This window comes from Micromonospora sicca, assembly GCF_003172935.1.
GTDB lineage: Bacteria > Actinomycetota > Actinomycetes > Mycobacteriales > Micromonosporaceae > Micromonospora > Micromonospora sicca.
On the sequence record NZ_QGKS01000285.1, the window covers coordinates 1 to 24,997 of the forward strand.

Annotated in this window: 15 protein-coding genes and 1 pseudogene; 7 read left to right on the forward strand and 9 right to left on the reverse strand. The window is 67.7% G+C overall.

Going from position 1 to position 24,997, the window contains the following annotated elements:
- A partial coding sequence (locus DKT69_RS23195; protein WP_109803638.1) for an ISAs1 family transposase occupies nucleotides 1-1,142 on the reverse strand: 1,142 nt, incomplete at its 3' end.
- Between the two features lie 235 nt (nucleotides 1,143-1,377).
- Here DKT69_RS23195 and DKT69_RS23200 point away from each other — a divergent pair.
- The gene (locus DKT69_RS23200; RefSeq protein ID WP_109803615.1) at nucleotides 1,378-2,424 is read left to right on the forward strand and encodes a PDDEXK family nuclease; all 1,047 of its coding nucleotides are present in this window, start codon (nucleotides 1,378-1,380) and stop codon (nucleotides 2,422-2,424) included.
- Between the two features lie 11 nt (nucleotides 2,425-2,435).
- Here the strand turns inward: DKT69_RS23200 and DKT69_RS23205 are convergent, their stop codons facing one another.
- The 5 genes and pseudogenes from DKT69_RS23205 to DKT69_RS23230 all read right to left on the reverse strand — a co-directional run bounded on the left by DKT69_RS23205 (nucleotide 2,436) and on the right by DKT69_RS23230 (nucleotide 10,457).
- Nucleotides 2,436-5,558 carry a sacsin N-terminal ATP-binding-like domain-containing protein gene (locus tag DKT69_RS23205; RefSeq protein ID WP_109803616.1) on the reverse strand — a complete coding sequence of 1,041 codons (3,123 nt, stop codon included), beginning with the start codon at nucleotides 5,556-5,558 and terminating at the stop codon, nucleotides 2,436-2,438.
- Nucleotides 5,548-8,616 carry an SNF2-related protein gene (locus DKT69_RS23210; RefSeq protein WP_146231186.1) on the reverse strand — a complete coding sequence of 1,023 codons (3,069 nt, stop codon included), beginning with the start codon at nucleotides 8,614-8,616 and terminating at the stop codon, nucleotides 5,548-5,550. Before DKT69_RS23210 ends, DKT69_RS23205 begins: the two co-directional genes overlap by 11 nt.
- A 181-nt stretch (nucleotides 8,617-8,797) precedes the next feature.
- The gene (locus tag DKT69_RS23215) at nucleotides 8,798-9,205 is read right to left on the reverse strand and encodes a GIY-YIG nuclease family protein (protein ID WP_109803618.1); all 408 of its coding nucleotides are present in this window, start codon (nucleotides 9,203-9,205) and stop codon (nucleotides 8,798-8,800) included.
- A gap of 242 nt (nucleotides 9,206-9,447) precedes the next feature.
- A pseudogene (locus tag DKT69_RS23225) lies at nucleotides 9,448-9,660 on the reverse strand (hypothetical protein); the annotation flags it as partial.
- On the reverse strand, nucleotides 9,657-10,457 hold the full coding sequence (locus DKT69_RS23230; RefSeq protein ID WP_109803619.1) for a hypothetical protein: 801 nt from the start codon (nucleotides 10,455-10,457) through the stop codon (nucleotides 9,657-9,659). The gene DKT69_RS23230 and the pseudogene DKT69_RS23225, both read right to left, overlap by 4 nt.
- Nucleotides 10,458-10,561: 104 nt before the next feature.
- Here DKT69_RS23230 and DKT69_RS23235 point away from each other — a divergent pair, with 104 nt between their 5' ends.
- The 6 genes from DKT69_RS23235 to DKT69_RS23260 all read left to right on the forward strand — a co-directional run bounded on the left by DKT69_RS23235 (nucleotide 10,562) and on the right by DKT69_RS23260 (nucleotide 20,247).
- Entirely contained in the window at nucleotides 10,562-13,024 is a 2,463-nt protein-coding gene (locus tag DKT69_RS23235; protein WP_109803620.1) for an AAA family ATPase, read from the forward strand.
- Nucleotides 13,021-13,443, forward strand: a complete 423-nt coding sequence (locus DKT69_RS23240; RefSeq protein ID WP_109803621.1) for a hypothetical protein — start codon at nucleotides 13,021-13,023, stop codon at nucleotides 13,441-13,443. Before DKT69_RS23235 ends, DKT69_RS23240 begins: the two co-directional genes overlap by 4 nt.
- Nucleotides 13,444-13,784: 341 nt before the next feature.
- Entirely contained in the window at nucleotides 13,785-15,911 is a 2,127-nt protein-coding gene (locus DKT69_RS23245; RefSeq protein WP_497529409.1) for a HelD family protein, read from the forward strand.
- A gap of 91 nt (nucleotides 15,912-16,002) precedes the next feature.
- Nucleotides 16,003-19,077 carry a DEAD/DEAH box helicase gene (locus DKT69_RS23250; RefSeq protein ID WP_109803623.1) on the forward strand — a complete coding sequence of 1,025 codons (3,075 nt, stop codon included), beginning with the start codon at nucleotides 16,003-16,005 and terminating at the stop codon, nucleotides 19,075-19,077.
- A gap of 268 nt (nucleotides 19,078-19,345) precedes the next feature.
- Entirely contained in the window at nucleotides 19,346-19,732 is a 387-nt protein-coding gene (locus DKT69_RS23255; protein ID WP_109803624.1) for a hypothetical protein, read from the forward strand.
- A gap of 38 nt (nucleotides 19,733-19,770) precedes the next feature.
- Nucleotides 19,771-20,247 (forward strand): hypothetical protein, encoded by a 477-nt coding sequence (locus DKT69_RS23260; protein WP_146231187.1) that lies wholly within the window; start codon nucleotides 19,771-19,773, stop codon nucleotides 20,245-20,247.
- A gap of 181 nt (nucleotides 20,248-20,428) precedes the next feature.
- On the opposite strand, the gene DKT69_RS23265 is transcribed toward DKT69_RS23260, so the two are convergent.
- From DKT69_RS23265 to DKT69_RS23275, 3 genes are all read right to left on the reverse strand, one after another.
- Nucleotides 20,429-22,834 carry a M14 family zinc carboxypeptidase gene (locus tag DKT69_RS23265; RefSeq protein WP_161557934.1) on the reverse strand — a complete coding sequence of 802 codons (2,406 nt, stop codon included), beginning with the start codon at nucleotides 22,832-22,834 and terminating at the stop codon, nucleotides 20,429-20,431.
- A 180-nt stretch (nucleotides 22,835-23,014) separates the two neighbouring features.
- Entirely contained in the window at nucleotides 23,015-23,659 is a 645-nt protein-coding gene (locus tag DKT69_RS23270) for a response regulator (protein ID WP_109803627.1), read from the reverse strand.
- Entirely contained in the window at nucleotides 23,611-24,915 is a 1,305-nt protein-coding gene (locus DKT69_RS23275) for a sensor histidine kinase (protein WP_236648180.1), read from the reverse strand. The genes DKT69_RS23270 and DKT69_RS23275 overlap by 49 nt, the downstream gene beginning before the upstream one ends.
- Nucleotides 24,916-24,997: the final 82 nt, after the last annotated feature.

Consider the following 24,997-nt stretch of genomic DNA (forward strand, 5'->3'; position numbering starts at 1 on the left):
ATGTCGCGGAGGGCGGCCATGACGGCGGGGGTGTGGTGGGTGCGGATCTGGCTGGCGTCTTCGCCGAAGGTCACGTCGCGTATCCAGTGCACGCTGTTCTCGATGGTCCAGTGTTCGCGGGCCCACGCGGCGATTTCTTCGGGTCGGGCCTGGTGGGTGGGCAGGTCCGTGATTGCATAGACGACCTCGGTGGTCCACTTCTTCGTGCCCAGTTGGCGGCGCCGGCGGCGGATCCGCACGACCTGGCGAGCATGGGGAAACAGCAGATCATCCACGGTGACGACCTGGACCTCGCGGATCTCTTCGCGGCCGTGGCCGCGGCCGGTCTGTCGGTGCAGGACGGGTACCTGTTTCCAAGGCAGCGCCCGCAGTGTGGCGGCGAGGGTGGGCTGGTTGTCTTTGACGGTGATCAGGTAGTGGGCGTGGCGTTGCTCGACGAGGTAGACGGCGTGGGCGCGTTGCGCGTGCAGCGCATCCACGGTGATCACCGAGCCGGTGAGGTCGGTGTCACCGATCTGGTCCAGCAGGGGCGCGAACTCGGGAATCTCGTTGGTCTTCGCGCCGATCTGGCGGGCCGCGAGAGTGACCGCGTCGGCGTGACGCACGGCGGACAAGATGAATACCTGGCTGCCGTCGGGGCGCTTGGCGCCGCGTAGACACTTGCCGTCCACGGCGATGGCCCGGCGGCGCGGAGGGTCGGCGGCAACGGCGCGGTGAGCACGGCGTTGCTCCCGCTCCGCCACACCGTCTGGCGTCAGCGGGGCGGGTCCGGGTCTGGCGAGGGTGGCCAGGTACCCGAATCCGACGGCGGTCAGATCAGTCGGATCAACTCTGCTGTACGCGTCGCGCAGGGTCCGCTCGTCCGGGACCCGGTAGCGGCCAGTGAACGGATTGAATGGGCAGCCCAGCCGGCGAAGTTCCCGCTGGTCACAACGGCGAACCCACTCGGCGATCGCGGTCAGAGAGTTATGGCCGACCGCGCTCATCGCGCAGACACCAATCGCGAGCAGGGTCGCCAACGCGTACCGCACGCCACGCGGGTCACGAGGGTCAGTCACCCCCGCCAACCGGTCGAGTAGCCCCTCGGCAGTGGCCGACCCAGGTGCCGCGGAGACAGCCGCGGCGCGACCCGCCGAGACCATGAGCGATGATGACACGGCGAGCACGGCACCCCTTGCGGATCTTGAAGCCTAGACAACTCCATGATCCACAGATGCCGTGCTCGCCCTACGTCGGGCATCAACCAAGATCAGGCCAAAGAGGACATCCGCGGACTACTCCGGGGCCCTGGTTGGCAGCCTGCCTTCGTTCACCAGCCCCTAGGCTTGCCCGCACCTCAGGCAGCATGGGGGCGAGTCGTATAGGCGAGGAGGAAGCGTGCCACTCTACGAGATCGATGGGGAAGGCCTGCGGCGGCACGACGCCGCGCGGTTCGCGGCCCTCGGGCTCTACGAACGCAACGATCTCCAACGGCTTCTCCGGGACGACATCGCCGTGCTCAGCCCCGATCTGCTGGTCGTCGCCGAGGAATTCGGCAACTGGGAGGACTCACGACGCCGCATTGACTTGCTCGCCGTTGACAAAGCAGGGCATCTGGTTGTAATTGAGCTCAAACGCACCGACGACGGTGGGCACATGGAGCTCCAGGCGCTGCGGTACGCGGCGATGGTGTCAGCCATGAGCTTCGAGGAGGTGGTTGCGGCCTACGAGGCTCATCTGGCCAAGACACGGCCGGAGGACGAGGTCGACGCGCGCATCGAGTTGCTCAATTGGCTGGACGTCAGCGACGGTGACGAAGCCCCGATCGTCTCCTCAGATGTGCGGATCATGCTGGTCTCGGCGGACTTCGGCCGGGAGCTCACCACCGCAGTGCTGTGGCTCAACCGGTTCGAAGGCATGGACGTCCGCTGCGTGCGGCTCATCCCCTACCAGATCGACGGGCGGATCCTGCTCGACATCCAGCAGGTGATTCCGTTGCCGGAGGCTGCGGACTATCAGATTCGCGTTGGCCGCAAGGTCATCGAGCAGGAACGGCGGAGCAGCGACAACCGGGACTGGACCCGCTATCACATTGTGGTCGATGGCCAGGTACTGCCGGACGAGAACAAGCGCCGGGCAGTGCGTCTCATGCTTGAGAAGTTGGTGGAGCGGGGGGTGCCTGCGGCTGCAATCGGCAAGGTGCTCACTCCAGGTCGCTTCCGGCCGATTAAGGGGGAGCACCACACCGACGAGGAGGTCCGCGCCGCCCTCGCCGAGCAGTACGAGGGTGTAGATGTCAGCCGCTGGTTCACGGAGCACGCTTTTGTCGAGGACGGCACGACCTGGGTCGTGCGCAAGATCTGGGGCCGCAACACCGAGCCGACGCTGAACACACTCCGCGATGCATTCCCAGAAGCGGGAGTCAGCTTCCAGCGTGCCAGGTGACGAGCGTCCGTCTACGTCCCGGGCACCGTCGCTTCATCCGTGCGGGTCATTTCCTGAAGGTCGAGGAGATGCTTTTCGGTGTAGCTGACGACCACGGGCGACCCGCAAAGCTGGATGCGCAGGCCGTTACCCTCACCGCCCTCCGCGATTGTCTTCCACTGCTGGATCTGCTCAAGCAGGTCGCCAGATTCGACCTGCCCGTGCAGGAACTTGCTGGTGCAGGTCGGGCAGAGGCACAGGGTGTTGCCGGCACGATCAACCCATGCCGCAGCCGTATGTGAGACGAGATGAACAACTTCGAAGTACGGCGTCCCATCGCGCTTGGGAAAGGAAGCAGTGCAGATCTGGCAGCGGCCGGCGTACTGCTCCAACAAGAACTGCCGGACTGCCGGGTCCTTGCCGTCCCAGACCTTGCGCCCGATGACTCGGAACCGGTCCCGCCACGCGGGCTCCTCCGACAAATCGTCGCTGATAGCGTCTCGGGTCCGCTGCCTGCGGACTGCTGGGGCTACAACTCGACCGCCGGACGACACTGGGGCAGCTTCCGGCTCGCCGTGTACCGCCGGCTTGTCGAAAGCATCCTTTAGGGCGTCGGCGTACCCCTCAGGAGTAAGAGCGGCGCCGGGTGGCGGCTGAGCATCATCCTGCTCCTTCTGTTCTTGGCGTTGACGCATCTGGTCGAGCTCAGCGGCCGCATCCGGGTTCTCAGCCAGGAAGCGCAGTGTCGCCACAGACAGGTTGAGTTCTGTGCTCACCTGCACGATGGCGGAGGAAACCATACCGAGGGCGTCAGCAAGGGCTTGGCTCGACTCAAAGTCGTCGGGTAGGTCGTCCAGCGAAAGTTTGGCAGGCTCTACGAACTCGCCCGCTGCCGTCGGAATCCAAGCATGAGTGATCAGGACTTCCAGCGCCTCGGACATCGTCTCAACGGACTTGCTGTTCGAGTAGTCCTGCCGCCCTGAGGACTCGACGATTCCTCGCAGGCGGCTCGCATAAGGCAGCAGCAGGTGATTCCAGATGTACGTCGATCGTCGACGATCGGGGCGGGTCACGGCAGCTTTGAGGCCGGCGAAGCGTAGGTTCGGGTCGAACCCGTGCAGCCCGCGGCTGTGGTCGCCCCAGTCGGCGCGGATGACAACGTGCCCGAGTGGGTTCGGCGGCGACGACAGCACCCGGACCGCCTGCGCCACCCCTAGAACGCTCAGCTCCTGTTGGTAAGGCCGATAGCGCTCGTGCAGAAACCAGCAGTGCGGGCTTGGCAGGAAGTAGTGCTCCAGGTCCTCATGGGACCAGTACGCGACGGTTGGAGACCGAAACGAGAGAGCCGAGCTCCCGGCTGGACGGCACTGCAGGAAGGGCGTGTTGCGTAGCACCTCGACCAAGGTGTCCCGGCGTCTTCTCGTCGCAGCCTGCATCGCGCGGAAGATCTTCGCAAGATCGTCGTCGTGCTGCTCGTCGTCGATGGCAGTGGACGGATTGTCGTACTTCGGCACGACGTATTCGAGAACCTCGTCCACGGCGTCGGGCTCGGACAAGCCGAGTTCTTCGAGGAAGGCCCGCGCCTCTGCATTGGCAGCGACCTCCGTCCGCACCGTCGGAAAGCTCGACGAGACGGGTCCGGGCAGGTACGCCTGCGGACGTCCGTCGGCACCGAATGGCACCACATGACGGCCGTCGCACAGCCGGATCGTCGGTAGCTCCCGTGCGGGTCCCGGCCGGTTCCAGGGCGGCCGCGGCCTGCGCCACAGTGCGGGGCTCTGCGCGAGGAATCGGTACAGCTGAACGAGCCACGCATCCTGAGCTGACTCCAGAAACGTCCTGTCGAGCTGGTCGACGAGCCATTCGGCGTCGAGCTCGTCGATGTCCACGACGTCGTGGAGGTAGTCCCACAGGTCGCGATTCCGTTCCCGAGTGAGCCGCGCTGGCTGCCATTGGAGCGGCTCGACCGTCCCCTCCAAGGCACCGAGTTGTTCCGGCGTCAACAACTCGCGCAGGCCCGCGCTCCGCGCAAGACGCATCCGCGTGGCGGGAGCGTGTCCCAACGGTCCGGCGACCGGCAGAAGTGGTCGGGTCCGTACAGCCTCGAGAAGTGCGTCGAACAACGGCCGCAACAGGGAACCTTCTGGGAAATCCACCGCCGTGATGGGCAGGACGTCGAGCACGTCCAACCCAAGACGCCCCTTACGGCGCAGCTCCTCGAGAGCCTCGATCAGCAGGTGGCCGGCTTCCACGATGACTCGGGCGTTGTCCGGATCCCGCTCGGGGATGTTGTCCCGCGCCGGGGTCGTTCGCAGCGGCGCCTGCAACAGGAACCCCAGGCCGCTCGGCTTGTCGGTGGGGAAGTACACGACCAGCGGCGCGTGGGGGATCCGTTCCACGGGAGCGTCTGGTGCCCCACTCGTCCGCTTGAACGCCATCTCGACCCGCCGGCCGGGGTGGCCGATGCCGTCCAAGCTCCGGCGGAAAACCTCCCAGTACTGGTGGTTGATCACCCGATCGTTTTGGCGGACCACCAGCTCCACGTCTGGCGACAACTCGCCGCGCTCCAGCCGCGTGAAGGTGACCGCTCCGCTGCCTCCCACCACCATGACCTGCCGGACATGCTGAAGGAACAGCAGGGCCACCGGATCAAACCTCTTCAGACCGGCACCGATCTCGGTGTACGCGGTCTCGACAGGCACATTCTCGCGGTCGAAGGGGAACTCAAACCGGGTGAGGCCGTCGGGGAGGTCCGGCGGGACATCGGCGGCCTCGGGGCGCACGTAGTGACGGATGCGGAAGTGCTCCGAGCCGGAGTGCACCGTGGGCGCAAGGGTGTAGGCGTAGACGGACTTGAAGCCGATGCCGAACTTGCCGATGCTGGTCAGCTCGCTGGTCTTGGTTGAGGCGTCGACCCCGCAGATGCCCCGGACGTCCCGCTCGTTGAACGGCCGGCCGTCATGCTCGACCACGAGTCGGTCCGGATGCAGTGTGAACGTGACGTGCGACGCTTGAGCATCCTCGGCGTTCTGAAGCAACTCGAGGATGAAGTGGGTGCGGTCGGCGTACAGCCGTTGCAGGAAGTCCAGGTGGCGGGTGCCCTCGCCGTACTCCCGAATGTTGTCCTGGCGGATGCTTTTGTAGTCACTTGGCATGGCTGATCGTCAGCACTCCCTCCGCGATCCGGTGGCTGACGATGTCGACCCGGCGTCGTTCCTCCAGTTGCTCCCGGCGCCGATCGAAGTCGCGGACGATCCGGGCTCGTTGCGCCGTCAGCATTGTCCGGATACGCGGCTCGGTCTCATCGGTGAGGCGATCGTCGAGGCGCTGCAGGGCTCGTTGGTGGTGAGCTTCGAGGCTTCCGGTTCGGCGGGCCAGCAACACCTGGTTGAGGGCGTGGGCATCCCTCGCGGCGTCTCGGCGGCGCTGCTCGGCGTACCTGTCAAGTGCCGCTCCCGCGTCCTGCAGGTCTGCGGCGGGTCCGCCATCCCCGGGCAGCGCGTTGGCGAGCAGCGCGAAGAGGCGACGCTCCACGATCTTGCTGGCCGTCAGCCTGGCTGCGTCCACGACGAACGCCACGGTGCGGAACTCCGGCCGCACGGCGATGGTCTCCCAGGTGTCGCAGGCAAAGACATAGCGGCCTTCCGGCAGATCCGGATCGACGACGTGAAGCTGCGCGCGCAGCTGCTGGTCCTGAGCGGGCGCGAGGGTCGACACCGCGAGGCGAACGAGCGGATGGGTGGCGGTCAAGAAGGTGATCGACCGATCCCGGCTGGCTGCCTCGTCGGAGAAGGTCAGCCGCAAGCCGCTGTCCTTGTCATTGAGCCAATGGCGCAGCTGCTGGACGGGCCGGCCGCCGCCGAGCCTCGCCTCGTTTCGATTGATGGCGGCGAGCAGTTCTGACCGAGCGGACTGAGGCAGTCGGAGCCGCAGCTCGTCCTCGGACAGCCGATCCAGTTGTCCGGAGAGAGGGGGCCGCGTCAGGTACGCCCGAACCAGTTCCTCCAACTGCTGTTCGGTGACCGCCCGGCCCTCTTCAACGAGGGCGTCGAGGTCCTGGGTGAGACTGTCGTCCAAGCCAAGCAAGTCCTGGCTCGCGTCCTCGACGCCGCGGGCCTCGGCGACCAGTCGGACGGCATTGTCGGCGAGCTGTCGAGCCCGTTCCTCCATCTGCTCGGGCGTCAGGTCCCGGCTGGTAGCGATGGCGGCCAGGTCCTGCGTCATCTCGCCGAGCACGCCTTCGAGGTCGCCGACCGTGTCCCGGAAGAGGTCCAGCCGGTCCCAACAGCGATAGAAGACCCGCTCCTCGACGGTGTCCGGTGTGACGAAGTTGAGGATCAGTACCTTGGGGCTGCGTTGCCCGAACCGGTCGATGCGGCCGATGCGCTGCTCGATCCGCATGGGGTTCCAGGGGATGTCGTAGTTGACGAGCCGATCACAGAACTCGTAGTCGAGGCCCTCACAGCCGACCTCGCTGGAGAGCAGGACGTCGATGGCCTCCGCATTTTCACGGTCGAGGCGGAACCGGTCCCGCAGGCGCTGCCGGTCGGGCTCGGCTACTCGTCCGGTGACGACCCCGACGCGGACGCCGGCCGCCGTCAGGTGCTCGGCGAGGTAGTCGAGGGTGCCGAGGAAGAACGAGAAGACGAGGAGCTTTCCGGGACCGTCCACGGTGCGGGCTTCGCTGGCGGCCTGGAGGAGCCGCTGGAGTTTGGGATCGTCCGGCGGCAGTTGACGGGCCAGCTCACGTAGGTCCGGGTCCGTCGGAAGGGGAAGCCTCGGCGGATCTTCGTCCGGTTGGGCCTCGGGGGCGTCGGTCAGATCCGTGATGGCCGGCTCGCCGGCCGCCGCGATGCGTCGAGCGAGGGCGGGCAGGCAGCTCGACGCCTGCCTCTCGAGGGTGTCGAGAATCAGCCGGACCACGACCGGGTTGTAGCGGATGAGCAACTGGTCCCGGCGGGCTTCCAGCAGGCGATCGTAGAACTGGCGCTGCACCGGAGTGAACGGCACCGACACGGTGTGGGGCTCACGGATGGTGAACCCTCCGATGTCCCGTCGGCGGGTGCGGTTCACCAGTGGCGCGAGAGTGTTCAGCTCCTCGATCTCACGCACGCAGCGGACCCGGTCGTCGGTCGTCAAGCTGACCGCGTCCAGACGCCTGCGCACGTCGTCATACCGGGGATCGATCGCGATCGCCTGCCGGCCCCAGTTGGTGTACGCCGCAGTGTCCAACGCCTCGAGCGCCTCCTTGGCGGCCTCGGGCGCGCCGCTGCGCAGTGCCCGCACGGCGGCATTGAGGTGTCGATTGGGCTCGACGACCTCGAAGAACGTCTGCCGATCCGGAAAAAGGTCGGGGCGGAGCAGGTTGAGCAGGGTGAACAGGTCCCGGGCGTGCGTTTGCACCGGTGTGGCCGAGAGCAGGACGAGGGCAGTGCTGATCTCGCTGAGGTACTCGGCGAGCTCGTGCGAGTTTGTGCCCGGCGTACGCAGGTGGTGTGCCTCGTCGGCGATCACCAGGTCGAAGGCAGGCGGCGGGTCCAGCTCGCGCAGGCCCTTGTCCTTCTTCCGCTTGGCATTCCCCTTCAGGTATGCCGTGCGGGTGAAGAGCTCGTAGTGCACGATCGCCCGCCGGTACTCCTCGGGCCAGGCACCTTCCAGGTGAGCCTCGTTGAGGCAGTAGCGCAAGCTCGACGAGTCGAGCACCCGGAAGTCCTCGTCGAAGCGGCGCATTTCTTCGCGCCACTTGACCGTGAGCGCCTTGGGGCAGAGGACGAGCACGTGGTCCAGCGGCTGTCGGGCAGCCAACTCCTTCATGATCAAGCCGGCTTCGATCGTCTTACCGACGCCGACGTCGTCGGCAATGAGCAGCCGCGGCTCGTCGGCGCGGGCGAGGCGCAGGAGCGGCCGGAACTGAAACGGCACGTACTTGATCCGCGCTGCCCGCAGCGAATAGACGTGATCGGTGAGCGGGTGACTGAGCCGAGCGGCGACCAGGCGGGCTCGGAACTCCTCGGGAGACAGTCCGCCAGTCGTTGCCTCCTGCTGCGCCGCTGCGAGCACCAGTTGGTCCTCTGCGTACTCGCGCATGCTTCCCGCTTCGTGGAAGACGCGATAGCGGCCGAACCCATCGACGCTCTGAAGAATCTGGATGACCGGTCCGACTCGACCGGGGTCGGCTTGAACGGCAACGATGTCACCGACGTTGAATCCCACGCACGCCCCTCGAACTCGCCCCACGCGGCTGGTCCTCAACCGCCGCCTCGCCCGATGCCCAGAGCATAGGCACGCTTCGACATTCTCGACGGGGCCATTCAGCCGTATGGAGATCAATCTGCGCCGAAGGTCGGAGCACGGAGCCGTTCCGGCTTGGGGCAGTCACCCACGCGCCGGTCCGCTATTCGCCACCGCTTGCCTGACGTGGCTTCGGCACCTGCCGGTTGAAGCGCGGCTTCAGGGCGACGACCAGGGCTTCCTTCGTACCCTCCGGGTTGTCGGTCTCCTGCCAGCGGACGTCGCAGCGGCCCAGCCAGCTGGCGATGTCGGCGGCCGACGCCGCGTTGCCCGGGGTGTCGAGGAGCTGGCCGACCTGGTCGTGCAGCACCGATGAGTCGCGGTTGCCGGTCAGGTGCTGCCGGAGGCGATCCCGCAGACCTCGCCTGGTCCGGCCGACGTAGATGACCACGCCGCCGTCGAGGACCACGTGCACGCCGGGCGCGCGGGGAGCGCTGGCGACGGCCTCCATGGTGTACGGCTGGGGAGCCGTGAAGCCGGCCAGCAGATCGTCGTGGGTGGCGTCGGGCATCCCCGGAGGCTACCGGTGAGGGCCCTCATCCGTGGCCCCGCAGGAGCCGTCGTGGTCGTTGCGGCGGCGGCAGCGGGCGGCCCTGTCGAGCTTGGCGTCGCACCAGATTCGGGTACGCAGGAACTGGCGATCCTCCTCGCTGAGGGTGGTCTCGCCGAAGTCGATGGCGGTGACGTGGCCGAGCGAGTCGCGTAGGGCTACGGCGAGGGTAGTGGCCTCATCGAGGCTGGTCAGGGTGAGGTGTTGCCGCGGGTGATGGCGAACTGCGACTGACCGAACCGGGCCGGGTAGTCGATGTAGGCAGCCAGTCGCTGCTTGTCCACGCCGGCGCAGTCGAGCACCGCCCGACGGGCGCAGCCCGGGTTCGTGGTCAGGGCGGCGATGGTCCGGGCGTTGTGCCGGCTCGGGACGCCTCCGCCCCGAATCGCGGCCAGCCGCTGGCCAACGTTGGTCATGCCGTCCCCCTGAGTACCCGCAGCTTGCTGCCGAAGAGCTGCTCGGCCTCGTCCATCTGTCGGCGACCCCGCTCGGCCGCCGCTTCCCGCTGCGACCGATCCGCGTCGGCGTGCACCTCGAGCTCGGCCCGCGCGGCCTTGATGACGACGGCGGAGTCCACGGACTCGTACCCGTCGACGGCGCCGGGAATGGTGGACGCAAACCGCCGGAGGAGGCGAACGACGCCGAGGTTCTCCTTCGACATCCGCGAGGCATGCTCGGCGACCTTGATGGCGGCGGTCAGGAAATCAACACGAGGGCTCAGCGGCCCGATGATGCGCCGCTCGAGCGGCCACGTGGAGACCGCGAGCAGGCCGCGGGCCGGCGCCAGGTGCTCGGCGGTCAGGGCTGAGCAGAGGTAGTAGGGCCGGGAGTGCCGCGCAGTCCGGAACGACCGCTCCTCGTCACGGCGCAGGTGGGTCAGCTTGCCGGCCGCGAGACCGGTCGCGGCCGAGCCGAAGAAGGCGTTGTGCACCTCGGCGATCAGCTTCGGCGCGGCTGGGGCCGACAGCAGGGTGAGGGCGTGGTGGACCTGTTCACGCACCGACACTAGCGGGGCGTCGTGTTCTGACGGCTGAGCTTCGACCTCGGCGTCGTCGGCGAGGTCGGTGAGGGCCTGTTCCCAGGCGCGCTCGGCGCCTCGCAGCTCGGCGCGCAGCGCCCGGGCTCGAGGCTGATCGCGCGCGATGACCGCCCGCCGGACCGCCGCTCGGAGGTCGTCAATCCGACGCTCAAGGTTCTCTATGGACTCAGCCATGAGAGGCATGGTACAACTTCCAGTGTTTCCCAGCAATCCCCCGTCTTCGGGATTGTTGCCGTGGGGAAACAATACCTACCGTGGCGCCTGGAAGGGAGAGCCATATGGCCGGGGACCAGTCCCTACTTGACCAGGTTTTCGACCGGCTGGCCGAGGACAACATCGCCGACGACGTGGTGGACCTCGTGCTCGGGGCCTACGTCGGCGACGCTGCGCTCGATGCCGTCCTAAGCGGGGAGCCGGTGGACCTGCCGGAGCGCGACCCGTCCACGCGGCCGCGCCCGCAGCCGCTCTACCTGGAGTCGGTCACCGTCGCCGGGTTTCGCGGCGTCGGTCCACAGCAGAGCCTGCGACTGCAGCCCCACGCCGGGCTCACCCTCGTCATCGGTCGCAACGGATCCGGCAAGTCGAGCTACGCCGAGGCCGTGGAGCTCGCCGTCAGCGGCAACAGCGCACGCTGGGCGGACCGTAACAGCGTCTTCAAGGACGGTTGGCGCAACCTACACTGCGGGTCGCCGTGCGAGATCGAGGTCCAGCTCCGCGCCGAAGGGGCCAGCAAGCCCCTTCGTGTACGCCGAACCTGGCGCGATGACCACACCGAGGCCAACCAGGGCATCGGTAGCGTGCTGGCCGAGGACGGGCAGCGCTACACCGAAACCGCGGAGTTGGGGTGGCGCAAGCCGCTGGAGGCGTACCGGCCGTTCCTCACCGCCAGCGACCTCGGCCGGCTCGTCACCTCCACGCCCAGCGGGCTCTTCGACGCCCTCGCGCCGATCCTCGGCATGGACCCGGTCGTCGACGCCGACAGGCGGCTCATGCGGGTCCGCCGCGAGCTGAACGACCAGATCGCCGCCGTCAAGGCGGCGCGTGACGCGCTGCGTACCGCGCTCGCCGAGGTCGACGACCAGCGCGCACAGGCCGCGGCTGCGATCCTGGCCAAGCGGACCCCCGACCTCGACGCCCTCGACCAGCTGCTCGCCGACGCCGGCAGCGACACCCACGACCCGGTCGCCGTCGCGGCTCGCCGCCTGGTCGCCGTCGCGCTGCCGGACCAGGGGTACGCCACCGAAGTGGCGGACGGACTCGCCGCCGCCGCGGCACTGGTCGGGGAGCTCTCCACGACCCGCGCCGGCACCGCCGACCAGGCCGCCCAGCTGCTGCGCATGGCGGTCACCTTGCACGACGACCACGGCGACAGCCCGTGCCCCGTCTGCGGCGCGGGAAGGCTCGATGCCACGTGGCGCGCGCAGGCCGGCGAGACCCTGGATCAGCTGCAGCGCGACACCGTTGCCGTAGCGGAGGGAACCCGGCGGCTCCAGGATGCGCAGGCCCGGGCCGCGCGGTTGCTCGACCTCGACCGGCGGATCAGCGCCCACGACCTGGAGGCAATGGCCGGCGCGCTCGACCAGCCCGACGTGGTGAAGCGGTTCCGCCTGCGGGCCGACGAGCTGCGCTCGGCCGGGGCCGAGCTCTCCTCCAACGAGCTGGCCGCCCACCTGCGGGCCGCCTATCCGCCGCTGCTCGAGGCGTTCATCGAGCTGCAAGAAGCAACGCTCGCCTGGCTGCGGCAGCGCCACGATGCCTGGCGTGAGCACGCCGTCGCCCTGCAGGACTGGCTGACTCGGGCTCGGGTCGGCACCGACAGCGATGCCAAGTTCAAGCGGGTCAAGGCCGCCCGCGAGTGGCTGACGAAGGCCATCGACGAGTTGCGGAACGAGCTCTTCCAGCCCTTCGCCCAGCGCTCGCAGGAGATCTGGGAGGAGCTGCGCCAGGAGAGCAACGTCGAGCTGAGCGGGATGCGGCTCGACGGCACCAACACCCGCCGCAAGATCTCCTTCCCGGCGAAGGTAGACGGGACGACCACCTCGGCGATGGCCGTCATGAGCCAGGGTGAACTCCAGGCGCTTGGCCTGTCGGTGTTCCTGCCCCGCGCCTGCGCGGACGACAGCCCGTTCCGGTTCGTCATCATCGACGACCCGGTGCAGAGCATGGACCCATCGAAGGTCGACGGCCTTGCCCAGGTGCTCGCCGGCCTGGCGGAGACCCGGCAGGTCGTCGTCTTCACCCACGACAACCGGCTGCCCGAGGCGATCCGCCGGCTGCGCATCGAGGCCACCATCTGGGCGGTCACCCGCCGCGATGAGTCGGTCGTCGAGATCCGGAAGAACAGCGACCCGATCGAGCGGTACCTGAACGACGCCTACGCGATCCTCAAGGCGGAAGGGCTGGCCGACAACGCCCGCTATCCCCTGGTCTCCGGCTTCTGCCGGTCGGCGCTCGAAGCTGCCTGCCACGAACGGATCCGACGCGAACGCATCGGTCGCGGCGAGCGGCACGGCGACGTCGAGGAGCTCATCGAGAAGGCGCTGGCGCTCAACCAGGTGGCGGCCCTGGCGCTCTTCGGTGACATGCACCAGGGCGGCAAGGTGCTGAGCCGGCTCAATCAGTTCGGCCATTGGGCCGGAGACGCATTCAAGGCCTGCAAGCAAGGGGTGCACGGGCCCGGGACCTTGGACCTCGACGTGCTCGTCCGAGACTGCTGCCGACTCGCCGAGGAGCTGCGATGACGACCGTTCCGACCGCCGCTTTGCCGCAGAGCTGCCTCCAGGCGGCCGACCAGTTGCTGACCAGCGTCGTGCGCGGCACCCGCGGCGCCTGGCCGCGCGCGTGTGCCTGGCTGCTTCGACTCGCGCTCGAGGCGGCCATGGACGACTACTGGCTGCGGCTCCATCCGGAGGTGGCCGGGCTGCGCGCCCGATCGCCGCAGTTCCTGATCCTCGATCGTTACGCTGGCCGGCACATCGCCGCCCGGGCCGGCTACGCCTGGGCGGCGCTGTCCCGGGCGGGCCACCACCACTGCTACGAGCTCGGCCTCACCGCAGGGGAGCTCCGGCGGCTCCGCGAGATGGTGGCGGCAGTTGTCAGCGACCTCGCCGCGGAGCGGGTGCCGCGACCAGGAGGAAGCGTGGAAGACCCCTCCTTCTGATCGGCGCACCGATTCGACGAAGGCGCGACATGAAACGGCTGGTAGGGCAGGATCCCGCTCCGGAGCAACGGATCACGCGCGCTGCTTCAATGCCGATCGTCGGGGCAGAAAGGCGCAGGTCACAGGCAGTTTCCGCACCCACGGGCAGGCGTGCGATCTGCGTGTCCCCCGCGAGCGCGACATCGGCCCTACAGTGCACCCCATAACAAGCACCATGGAGGTTGACGCGGTGGCGAAGGCGGACGAGCTGGGCCGGGAGCAGGCCTACCTCAGGCATGCACTGAAGGTGCGCGAGCAGAAACGCGAGCTGAGGTCTGCCATCACCGTCAACGGCCACCGCGATTCGTCCAACCTCGCGGAGATCCTCGGCCCCCCCAGACAGCCCGGTGGCCCTGGGCCGGATAGTCGACGCCGAGGACACCCTGTATATCGGCCATTCCTCCATCAGAGATGCCGATGGCACGATGTTGGTCATCAACTGGAAGCTCGGCGCCGCGAAGCCGTTTTTCAACGCGTCGCCCCAGGACCCCCACGGCCTCATCAGCAAGAGAACCTTCGAATTCGACGGACACAACGTCGTCGACTTCGAGGAGACTGTCTTTGCCGCTCTGGCCCGCCAAATTGAGGCGCTCGACGCAAAGGCAGATGAGCCTCTACAGAAGGGGCCCGACGCCGCGCTGCTCCGCGAGCTCAATCGCAAACGCTCGGGCGAGATGCGGGAGATCGTCCGCACGATCCAGGCTGCGCAGTATGACCTCATCACCGCGCCGATGGATCAGGTGCTCGTGATTCAGGGCGGCCCCGGAACCGGCAAGACGGCTATCTTGATGCACCGCGTCTCCTGGCTTCTCTTCAACAACCAGTCCCGCCTTCCGGCTCACGAAGTCCTCGTCGTAGGACCTAACACAACCTTTACTCGCTACATCAAAGGGCTCTTGCCTAGCCTCGGAGACCACGACGTCAAGCATCTGTCCATCAACCGACTAGCCCCCGCTGTCCCTATTGGACGTACTGACACCCCCGAGGCGGCCCGACTTAAAGGCGAGGCTAGGTTGTCCAAGCTGCTTCGGATAGCTTTGGCCACCAGGATCAATCCCCCGTCATCGGCGATGCTCACCACCGTCCGCGGCAACAACCGGCAGGTCCGGCTTGACCTTGAGAAAGTTACTGAAGCGTTTAACAGCACACTTCGCCAGCAAGGCCCATACAACGTACGCCGTCGGTCCTTAAGGGATCGAGTCAAGACTCTTATCCAGCACGCGGACCGCCGACTCACCCCTAGCGCGCTCGGTACTGCAGCAGCCGATCTTACTGATCGGATTTGGCCCCGGCTCGCGGCCACTGACCTAGTCGGAGAGCTCTTCGCCGCACCTGACCGGCTCAAGACGCCAGCATCCGAGGACTTCAACGCCGAGGAGCTTGCGCTGCTACACCGCGGCTCGCGGAAAGGGCCAGGGGACGAGACGTGGAGCGAGGCTGACCTCGCCCTGCTCGACGAGGCTGATGCCCTGCTCAACGGCACGCCACAGCGCTACGGCCTCATCGTGGTTGACGAAGCTCAGGACCTATCAGCGATGCAACTCCGGTCTATCGCGCGACGCTCCAGTAGTGGAGCCATCACACTGGTGGGGGACATCGCGCAGTCCACCGGCGCTGCCGCTCGCGACAACTGGAGCGATGTCCTTGCCCACCTTCCCCGCAAACACCCTCATCAGGTGGAAGATCTCAAGTACGGTTACCGCGTTCCGCGTCAGGTGTATGAATTTGCAGCGCCCCTGCTAGCAACAGCGGCCCCGGGAGTTGCCCAGCCTACGGTGGTGCGTGACGCACCGGCCGATCCGGGCCGCCACCATGTGACGCCGGCTCGTCGCGCTGCGGCCACCGTTGAGATCGCTCAGGCACACGCTGGCAAGGGCCGCTTTGTCGGCATCGTTTGCGCCGAGTCTTGCCGTCAAGAGCTGGAGCAAGCGCTCACAGAGCAGGAAGTGGCGTGGATGGACGCCGATCAGGGTGAGCTCGGAAGTTCCATCAACGTCGTGAGCCCTCGCGGCGCTAAGGGCCTGGAGTTCGACAGCGTTATCGTGGTTGAGCCTGCTCACATCGCTCGTGAGGACCCGCGTGGGGAGCGTCTCCTGTACATCGCGCTGACGCGGACCACAAAGTTCCTCGACGTGGTCTACGCAGACCCGAACGTGCCTCCCCTTGATTTGCCGAACCAGGCACCTGTTCTTGAGCCGGCAGAGAGCGCTGAGCTGCCGGCTAGCACGCCCGTCATCCGTCCCCGGCTGGCAAGGTCGGGACCGTCACAAGCGGACCCGCTCGTCGAGCCGATCGCCCAAGCACTCGCCCAAGAATTCCAGGAAACGGTCTATTGCACAGTAAACGAAGGCATTTATATGCAGGTCCTTAAGCGCGTTTCCGAACTCCTCTCGAAGGAGACCGAGGAGACCAGGGACCAGCGAGGATGAGAATTCCTTCCGTGCGCGAAACAGGTGGCGGGACGCATGCGCTGGACGCCACGGGCAGCGCACTACGGCGCGGGTCGGTTAGGTTCACGGCGTGACTGATCTTGAGCGGGGGATCTACGAACACCTCATCACCCACCAGCTCGCCGAACGGCTAAAGCACGTCGACCCCGCCCTGGTCCAGCACGACAAGCTCGACCCGGCCGACGCCCACGACGTACTCGCCAGGCACATCGCGGCACTGGCCCGCCGCGCCCTGCTCGCCGTAGGCGGCGGCGACGACAAGGTTGCCCGCCAGGTCGAGTTGGCCAACCACATCGCCGACAGCATCGCCCAGGCCGAGCCGCGCGCGGTCGGCGCCAACGACCAGGTTGCCGACGCGCAGCGTCTGCTGCATTCCATCGCGCCCCCACCGACGCCGCCCGCCGCACCCACCTTCCCGGTGCGCCCCACCACCCCGCTCTCCACCGGCGCGCTGCTGGTCAACGGCCGCCACCAGCCGCGCATCGGCCACGAGGTCACCCACGAGATGGCCTCCGTCGACGAGGTTGACCTACTCTGCGCGTTCATCAAGTGGCACGGCCTGCTCCAGGTGCAGGGCGCCGTCCGCGACCTGATCGCCCGCGGTGGTCGGCTGCGGGTCATCACCACGACATACATGGGCGCCACCGACCAGCGGGCCCTGGACCGGCTCGCGGAGCTGGGCGCGGAGATCAAGGTCTCCTACGAGACCAGGACCACCCGCCTGCACGCCAAGGCGTGGCTGTTCCGCCGCAACAACGGCACCACCACCGCGTACGTCGGCTCATCGAACCTGTCGAAGGCCGCGCTAGTCGACGGCGTGGAGTGGAACGTGCGGATCTCCAACCTTGAGCAGCCGCACGTCATCGACACCTTCGAGGCGACGTTCACCGACTACTGGAACGACTCCGCCTTCGAGGCGTACGACCCGGCGAAGGACGCCGACCGGCTGCGCATCGCGCTGCGCGGCGAGCGCCATGACGAAGCGCCGACCGAAATCGCGAACCTGGACGTCCGCCCGTTCCCCTACCAGCAGGAGATCTTCGACGACTTGGACGCCGAGCGGCTGGTGCACGGCCGCTGGCGAAATCTGGTGGTGATGGCGACCGGCACCGGCAAGACCGTGGTGGCGGCGCTGGACTACCGACGGCTGCGCAAGGCCGGCCAAGTCGACTCGCTGCTCTTCGTCGCCCATCAGGAGCAGATCCTGCGGCAGAGCCGCTCGGTGTTCCGGCAAGTGATGGGGGACGGCAGCTTCGGCGAGACCCTCGTCGGCGGCGACAGGCCGAGGGACTGGAAGTACGTCTTCGCTTCGATCCAGTCGCTGCATCGGCAGGAAATCGACCCCGCGGCGTACGACATGGTGATCGTCGACGAGTTCCACCACGCCGAAGCGCCGACGTACGCGCGGCTGCTGGAACGGCTGCAGCCACGCGTGCTGCTGGGGCTGACGGCGACCCCCGATCGGAGCGACGGCGGCGACGTGCGGCGGTGGTTCGACGGCCGCGCCTCGGTGGAGCTGCACCTGTGGGAGGCCCTCGAGCGGCAGTTGCTGGCGCCGTTCCAGTATTTCGGGCTGCACGACGACGTCGACCTGTCGCAGCTGCGCTGGAAGCGCGGGCTGGGGTACGACCCGGCCGAGCTGGACGGCGTCTACACCGGCAACCACGCCCGGGCCCGGATGGTCCTGCGGGCGGTACGCGACACCGCAGACGTCGGGCGGATGCGGGGGCTCGGCTTCTGCGTGAGCATCGGGCACGCCGAGTTCATGGCGGACTGGTTCACCAAGCACGGCGTACCGTCGGCGGCGGTGACCTCGCGGGTCGACGCCGCCGGGCGGCAGGCGCTGCTGACGGCGTTCCGCAACCGTGAGCTACGGGTGCTCTTCACCGTCGACCTGTTCAACGAGGGCGTCGACCTGCCGATGGTCGACACGATCCTCATGCTTCGCCCCACCGAGAGCGCCACCATCTTCCTGCAGCAGCTCGGCCGGGGTCTGCGCCTGGACGACGACAAGCCCTGCCTGACCGTGCTCGACTTCATCGGCGGGCAGCACGCCAACTTCCGCTTCGACCTGCGCTGGCGGGCGCTGACCGGGGTCAGTCGGCGGACGGTTGAGGCGGCTGTCCGGGATGACTTCCCGTCGCTGCCGAGTGGCTGCCACATCGAGCTGGACCGGGTGGCGAAGGAGCGCGTGCTCGCCAACCTGAAGTCGGCCCTACCGACGTCGAAGAACGGCCTGGTGGCGGAGCTGCGGCAGCTCGGTGACGTGAGCCTGGCCGAGTTCCTGCGGGAGAGCGGCCTCGAAATCGAGGACGTCTACCGGTCGGCGAGCATCGGCGGCTGGGCAGGGCTGCGGCGCCTCGCCGGCATCGACACCTCGGCCGGCGGGCCGGACGATCGCGAGCTCGGCCGGGCCATCGGGCGGATGCTGCACATCGACGACATCGACCGGCTGGACGTCCTCACTCGGGTCGCGAGCGGCGAACACCCGGGCAGCGGCCGGCTGCTGGATATGCTGCATTTCAGCCTCTGGGGGCCGTCGGTGCCGCTGGCCGAGCGAGACGCCCGGCTAAAGCGGCTCTGGGCGGAGCCGACGCGCTGCGCGGAGCTGCGCCAGGTCGCCGAGGTGCTGCGGGACCGCATCCACCGGGTCACCGCGGAGCCGGAGTCGGCGCGGGTGCCGCTGCGGGTGCACGCCCGCTACAGCCGCAACGAGGCGTGCGCGGCCTTCGGGATGACGAACCCGGGGTCGCTGCGCGAGGGCGTGAAGTGGCTGCCGGACGAGCAGGCAGACCTCTTCTTCGTCACCCTGGTCAAGTCCGAGGAGCACTACTCCCCAACGACGATGTACGCCGACCGGGCCATCACCGACAGCCTGTTCCAGTGGGAGTCGCAGAGCACCACGTCGTCGGCGTCAGCGACCGGGCAGCGCTACATCAACCACGTCAAGCAAGGGTCGACGGTGCACCTGTTCGTCCGGGAGAACAAGGTCGCCGACCGCGACCTGGGTGCACCGCCGTACCTGTATGTCGGGCCGATGACGTACCAGGAGCACAGCGGCGACCGGCCGATGCGGATCCTCTGGCGGCTGCAGCATCCGCTCCCCGCCGACATGTACGCCGCGGCCCGGGCGATCGCCGCATGACGCGTCACCATACGAGGTGCACGACCCGTGACGCGAGCCCGTTGGCTCTCATGCAAACTGGCACTTTCGTCGTCCGAACGGCGGCTACCTCCCCTGCCAGAAAGGTCGCTAAATTCCGCTGGTGCAAATGCGTCTGCGGCCTGCCCGACTCCTGGTTGCCGGCCTGTTACTCGCACCGGGTGTAACCGCGACATCGTGTTCGAGCATCACCAGCCGAGTCGGGGGATTTCCACACACCTGGGTAGGGGCGGCCACCACGAGCGCCGTCATGATTCAAGTTTCCCGGAAGGAAGGCACCCTCTCAGGAACGCTGGACCAGACGAGCCTGAACAGCTCCGACCCGACCACGACGGAGTCGACGCACGCCGCCTTCACGGGCACAATGGACGGCGAGGCAATGACCCTCAGCTTCCCCCAGGGGTTCGGACTCGTCACCAACCTCTCGGGCACGGTCTCCGGCTCTGAGATGACGTTGCAGGTGCCGCAAGAAGACGGCTCGACCGCCCCTCTTATGCTCGCATCCGGCTCCACCGACACCTACAACCGGAAGGTTGCGGAGGTGCAAGCCCAGGCCGATGCCAACCTGTCAGCTCGCCAGGCAGCTGTAGCGAGTTCGGCGCCGCAGCTTCTCTTCAGGAGAGCCAGAAGCAGATAACAAGGGCAGCTGAAGCAGTGGCGCATGACGTTGCGGCCGTGCGGGATGAGCTTGCCAAGCCGCCCTCATTTTCTGATTTTGAAGGGGACTTGGCCGCTGCGAAGGAGCACCTCGCGAGCGCGAAGACCAACGCCGCGAAGGCCAATAGGGAGCAGGACGAGTCGTCGGCGTGCAGCGACGCCTACAGTGCAGAAAGCGATGCCTACAGCGTCGAAAGCGACTCCTACAGCATCGACAGCGATATGAGCAGCCTGACCGGCGACATCCAAGCAGCTAAGGATGCTGCCGCCCAGCTGGACCGTGATCTGTCTGCATACCAGCAGGCCACAGCTGCGCTACCCGGATACACGCCGCCTAACGCACCGGATGCCGACGACATCAAGGATCTCTTGAACCAGGTAGCCGTGAAGACTGCGGCTTGGAAAAGAAAGGGAGCCAGTTACCAGGCCGCCGTCGCCAAGCTCCTAAAGGAAGCTAGGGCCGTCGCTGCCAAATCCCAGAAGGACCACTGTTAGCACATTGGCGTAAGGCACGCTCCCGAGCCGTCAGGTACGCGAGCACCGCCGCGGGCCGTACCGCAGCGACCGGCGCCGCACTCCGGTACGCGCGACGTCAACCAATCAGTACCCGGGCCGGCCTTCCACAGGCTGGTGGCCGCCGACGTAGTCGGCGGCCACCAGTGTTCAAGCGGTGAGGCTACTGGACGGCTACCGCCTGCTTGTTGTAGTTCTTGCCCTCACCGTCCGGCTTGTAGTTGCTCTCCACGTTGCCGGCGATGTCGATCGAGAACCAGTTGACGGTGGTGTCGCTGTTCACCGTGATGTTCTGGACGCCCTCGCGCATGCCGGCCAGGGCCAGCTTGGGCGAGGTGTACGTCGGCCGGCTGCCGTCGAGCGTGTAGTAGACGTTCGCCGGCTCGCTGGTGCTGAAGGTGAAGGCCGTGGCACCCGCTTCCTGCTTGACGATCTTCAGGCTAGTCTGCGGCTGGATGTTGTCCGTCGCGTACGCCCGGGCCACCTCGAGGATGGCGATATTGCCGTTGGCGAACTCCATCGCCTCCTCATGCCCCTCGGCGAACGGCGGCTGGAAACCGACCGCGGTGAACCGCTTGGTCGTCGGGTTGTAGACGTCCGCGCCGACCTCGAAGTCCCAGCCGATGATGCCCCGGTTGTACCAGTGCTCGTCGGCGCTGTTGCCGGCCGCCGAGTACAGCACGTCGGTCACCGGTCCGGTGCGGCCCGGCCAGATCGCCGTGCCACGGTATTCCTGCACGCGGGAGAGGATGTAGTCCGAGGAGGTCCAGAAGTACGCCTCGGTGCCCTGGTCCACCCGCGGCAGCACCTCCCGCCCAGCGGCCTTGTACGCCCCCGGAGGCCACATGAAGTACCCGCCGTAGGAGTGGGTGTTCATGGAGAGCTTGATGTTCGGGAAGGTGTCGACCAGCCAGACCTCGTTGCGCGCCTCCGGCTCGGACAGCTCACCCGGGCCGGCGAAGGTCTCGCCGGTGCAGTTGGTCGCTGACGCGCCGACGTAGCCGTCGAAGACGGAACCGACGGAGAAGTTCCGGTTGATATCCACGCCCCAGGCGTTGCGGGCAGCGGGGTCCCCCAATGACGCCGAGCAGTAGTTGGTCATGTTCTTCCGCTGCATGTTGTAGTCGTACATGCTGTAGTGCGCGCCGTCCGGGTTAACGACCGGCAGGATGAAGATGTCCAGGTCGTCGACGATCTTGCGGGTGTCCGGGTCCTTCGCATAGTTGCGCAGCAGCCGCTCGGCCGACTCCACGCAGACCAGCGGGGTCACCCACTCCCGGGCGTGCTCCTGGCAGTAGAGGAAGACCCCGACCTTCGAGCCGTCGCGGTGCTTGCCGATCCGCAGCACCTTCATCTGGAACGGCTCGCGGGACACGCTCGCCGGTGCCTTCAGATTATCGGTCAGCGTGGTCGCGGCGGCCGCGGCCACCACGCCCGCGCCGGCGTTGCCCCGGTACGTGCTGGCGGTGAGCAGTTTGGCCGCGTCGGCGTTGCCGTTGACCGCGGCGACGACCTGCGCGGCCGTGCTGGTGATCGCGCCGGAGCCGTTGGTGGCCAGGCTCACCGTGACGGCCTTGCCGGACACGCTCACCGTCAGCGGGGCGTTCGCCGTGCCCGGGTCGACCAGCGACATGGTGACGTCGTTGCCGCCCCCGGAGCCGTACGCGGTCGAGGTGACGTAGACGATGCTCGCCGCGGCGGTGCCGAACTGCGCCTGCGCGTTGCGCCGGTAGCCGTTCGTCTTGTACGGCAGGTCGATCAGCTCGGTCAGCTTCGGGAACTCCGCGGCCAGTCCGGTGAACCGCGCGGTGACCTCCGTCGGGTCCAGGTAGTGGTCGACGAAGTCCGACACGTACGGGTGCTTGCCGGGGTCCTTGCGCGGTCTGCCCAGCCACTTGGAGACGTCGACCGTGACCGAGCCGCCCTTGTTGCTGGTGATGGTGGCCTTGGCCGGCGCGGCGTTGATGGCGACCGGGTTGCTGAACCGGTGATACATGTACTGGCCGGCGTCGGTGAACCGGGACATGGTGGCGGTCCCGCCGGAGCCGATCTCCGTGCCCGGCCCGCTGTCCCAGCTCGCCGTCAGCACCGTCGTCGAGTCGGTGCCGGCGCTCGACTTCACCTCGATGTTGAGGAATAGCTGGTCGTTGAGGCTGGAGAACCATTCGGCCCGCAGCACGGTCAAGGTGTCGGTGCTGGCCGTCGCAGCCGTCGCGGCTCGGATCGAGGCGGACCGCTCGGCCATGTTCTGTGCGTAGTCGCTCTGGTCGGAGATGGCGTCCTGCACGTCGAAGCCCTTGTCCCGCAGCGCCTGGCTCTCCTCCGGGCTAAGGATCGCGTGCACCTCGATGCCGTTGTCGACCGGCTTGACGTACTCGGCGAGGTCGACGCCGAGGTCGTTGAGGCGGTCGATGCCCGACTTGTCGGCGACGACGATGCGCATCAGGCCGACCCCGTTCTGTTCGCCGGTCGACGACCGGTCGGGCACCACCCCGCCGCCCGACGTCGGATTCGCAAGACCGGGTGCGCCGACGGCGAGCGCCAGCGGTAGCACGAGCAGGGCCAACAAGCGGCGCGGTCCGTTGGATCTTCTTGTACTCCTCATGAGAGTCCTTCCGGCGAGGCGATCCTGACGGCCGCGCAGTCAAGGTGTCCGGTAGACGACCTCGACTGCCGCAGCTGCGCAAAGTGTGATCGCCGCCTCACCATCAGTCAAGATCGATGGGGGCTACGGGAGCAGACGCGAGTCTCAGCTGTTCAGGTACGCGAGCACCGCGAGCACCCGCCGGTTGTCGTCATCGGACGGTGGCATGCCCAGCTTGCTGAAGATGTTGTTGATGTGCTTGCTGACGGCCTTCTCGGTGACGAACAGCCGCCCGGCGATTGCGGCGTTCGACCGTCCCTCGGCCATCAGCCCCAGCACCTCCCGCTCCCGGGCGGTGAGTTCCCCCAGCCGCTGCGCGCCGCTGTTGCGGGCCAGCAACTGGGACACCACCTCGGGGTCCATCACCATGCCGCCGTCGGCCACCCGGCGCACCGCGTCGATGAACTGGCCGACGTTCGACACCCGGTCCTTGAGCAGGTAGCCGACTCCCCCAGCCCGGTCGGCGAGCAGCTCCCGCGCGTACAGCTGCTCGACGTGCTGGGACAGCACGAGGATCGGCAGCCCGGGGTGCTGCGTCCGGGCCGCGAGCGCCGCCTGCAGGCCCTCGTCGGTGAAGGTCGGCGGCAGGCGTACGTCGAGGACCGCGACGTCGGGGCGGTGCCGGGTGAGCGCCGGCAGCACGGACGGCCCGTCGGCGACCGCCTCGACCACCTGGAAGCCGTACGCGTCGAGGATGCGCGTCAACCCGTCCCGGAGGAGGGCGAGGTCCTCCGCGATGACAACTCGCACGGCAGCTCCATGGTCACGACGGTGGGTCCGCCGGGCGGACTCGTCACGGTCATCGTGCCATCGAAGGCTGCCAGACGGCGTTGCACACCCGCCAGGCCGGTCCCCGCCTCCGGCGACGCGCCACCGCGACCGTCGTCGCCGACCACCATGCTCAACGCATTGTCGCGGTGAGAGACCTGTATCCAGGCGCGGCGAGCGCCGCTGTGCTTGGTGACATTCGTCAGCACCTCGGCCACCGCGAAGTACGCCGCGGATTCGACAGCCGCCGGCGGGCTGCCCGGTAGCTGCACCTCGACGTCTACACGCAGCGGCACGGCCAGGGCGAGAGCCTGCACGGCTCCGTCCAGGCCACGCTCGGCGAGCACGGGCGGGTAGATGCCGCGGACGAGATCGCGCAGCTCGGCAAGGGCATGGCCGCTGGCCTCCTGCGCCTCGGTCAGCAGCCGCTGCGCCGCCGCCGGGTCGTCGGCCAGGAGCTGCTCGGCCAGGCCGATGCTCATCCGCAGCGCGACCAGCCGGGCCTGCGCCCCGTCGTGCAGGTCGCGTTCGATCCGGCGCAGCTCGGCGGCCTGGGTGTCGATGGTGTCGGCGCGGGTGGCGGCGAGGTGCCGGACCCGCAGCGCCAGCTCCTGCGTCCGGGTCGGTGCGAGGAAGAAGCCGGCGAAGCGGAAGTGCAGCCACACCAGCCACGGCGCAACGGCCAGCCCACCGGCCAGGAACAACCACCCCTGCGGTACGGAGAGCAACGCCTTCACGATGTTGTCCATCGGCCAGAACACGCCGTAGCCGTACCAGTCGACGGTGAGGTGCAGCGCCAGCGGCACCAGCAGGACCCCCTCCAGCCCGTACGCCGGCAGCACGAACGCCAGCAGGCAGGCCCCGCCGGTGATCGCGCCGGGAATCAGCCAGGCGAAGTCCCGCCAGGTCGCCGGATCCGCGACCGCCCACCGGAACCGCTTCCAGGTGCCGAGCTGAGCGTCGGCCGGCACCGGTTGGTACGGCGTCGCGATCGGCAGCCCGCACCACCGGCTCAGTCTCCGTTGCAGCGTCAGCGACAGCCGCACCAGCACAGTCACCGTCGGGAAGAGCGCGAACCCGATGCCGAACACGGGAATGAGCGCGAGCGAGACCACCGACAGCGCGAACAGCAACGCGTTGGTGGTCAGGCTCAGCAGGGCCACGGCCAGGCCCTGCACGGCGGCGAGCGCGCCCGGCCGGATCTGCTGCCAGACGACCGCACGTACGGAGCTGTCCACGCCGCCATTCTCCGCCAGGGTGCCACCGGATTCGGTGGTGCTACCACCACCTCCGTTCGGGACCTGGCACTCCTGTCTTCGC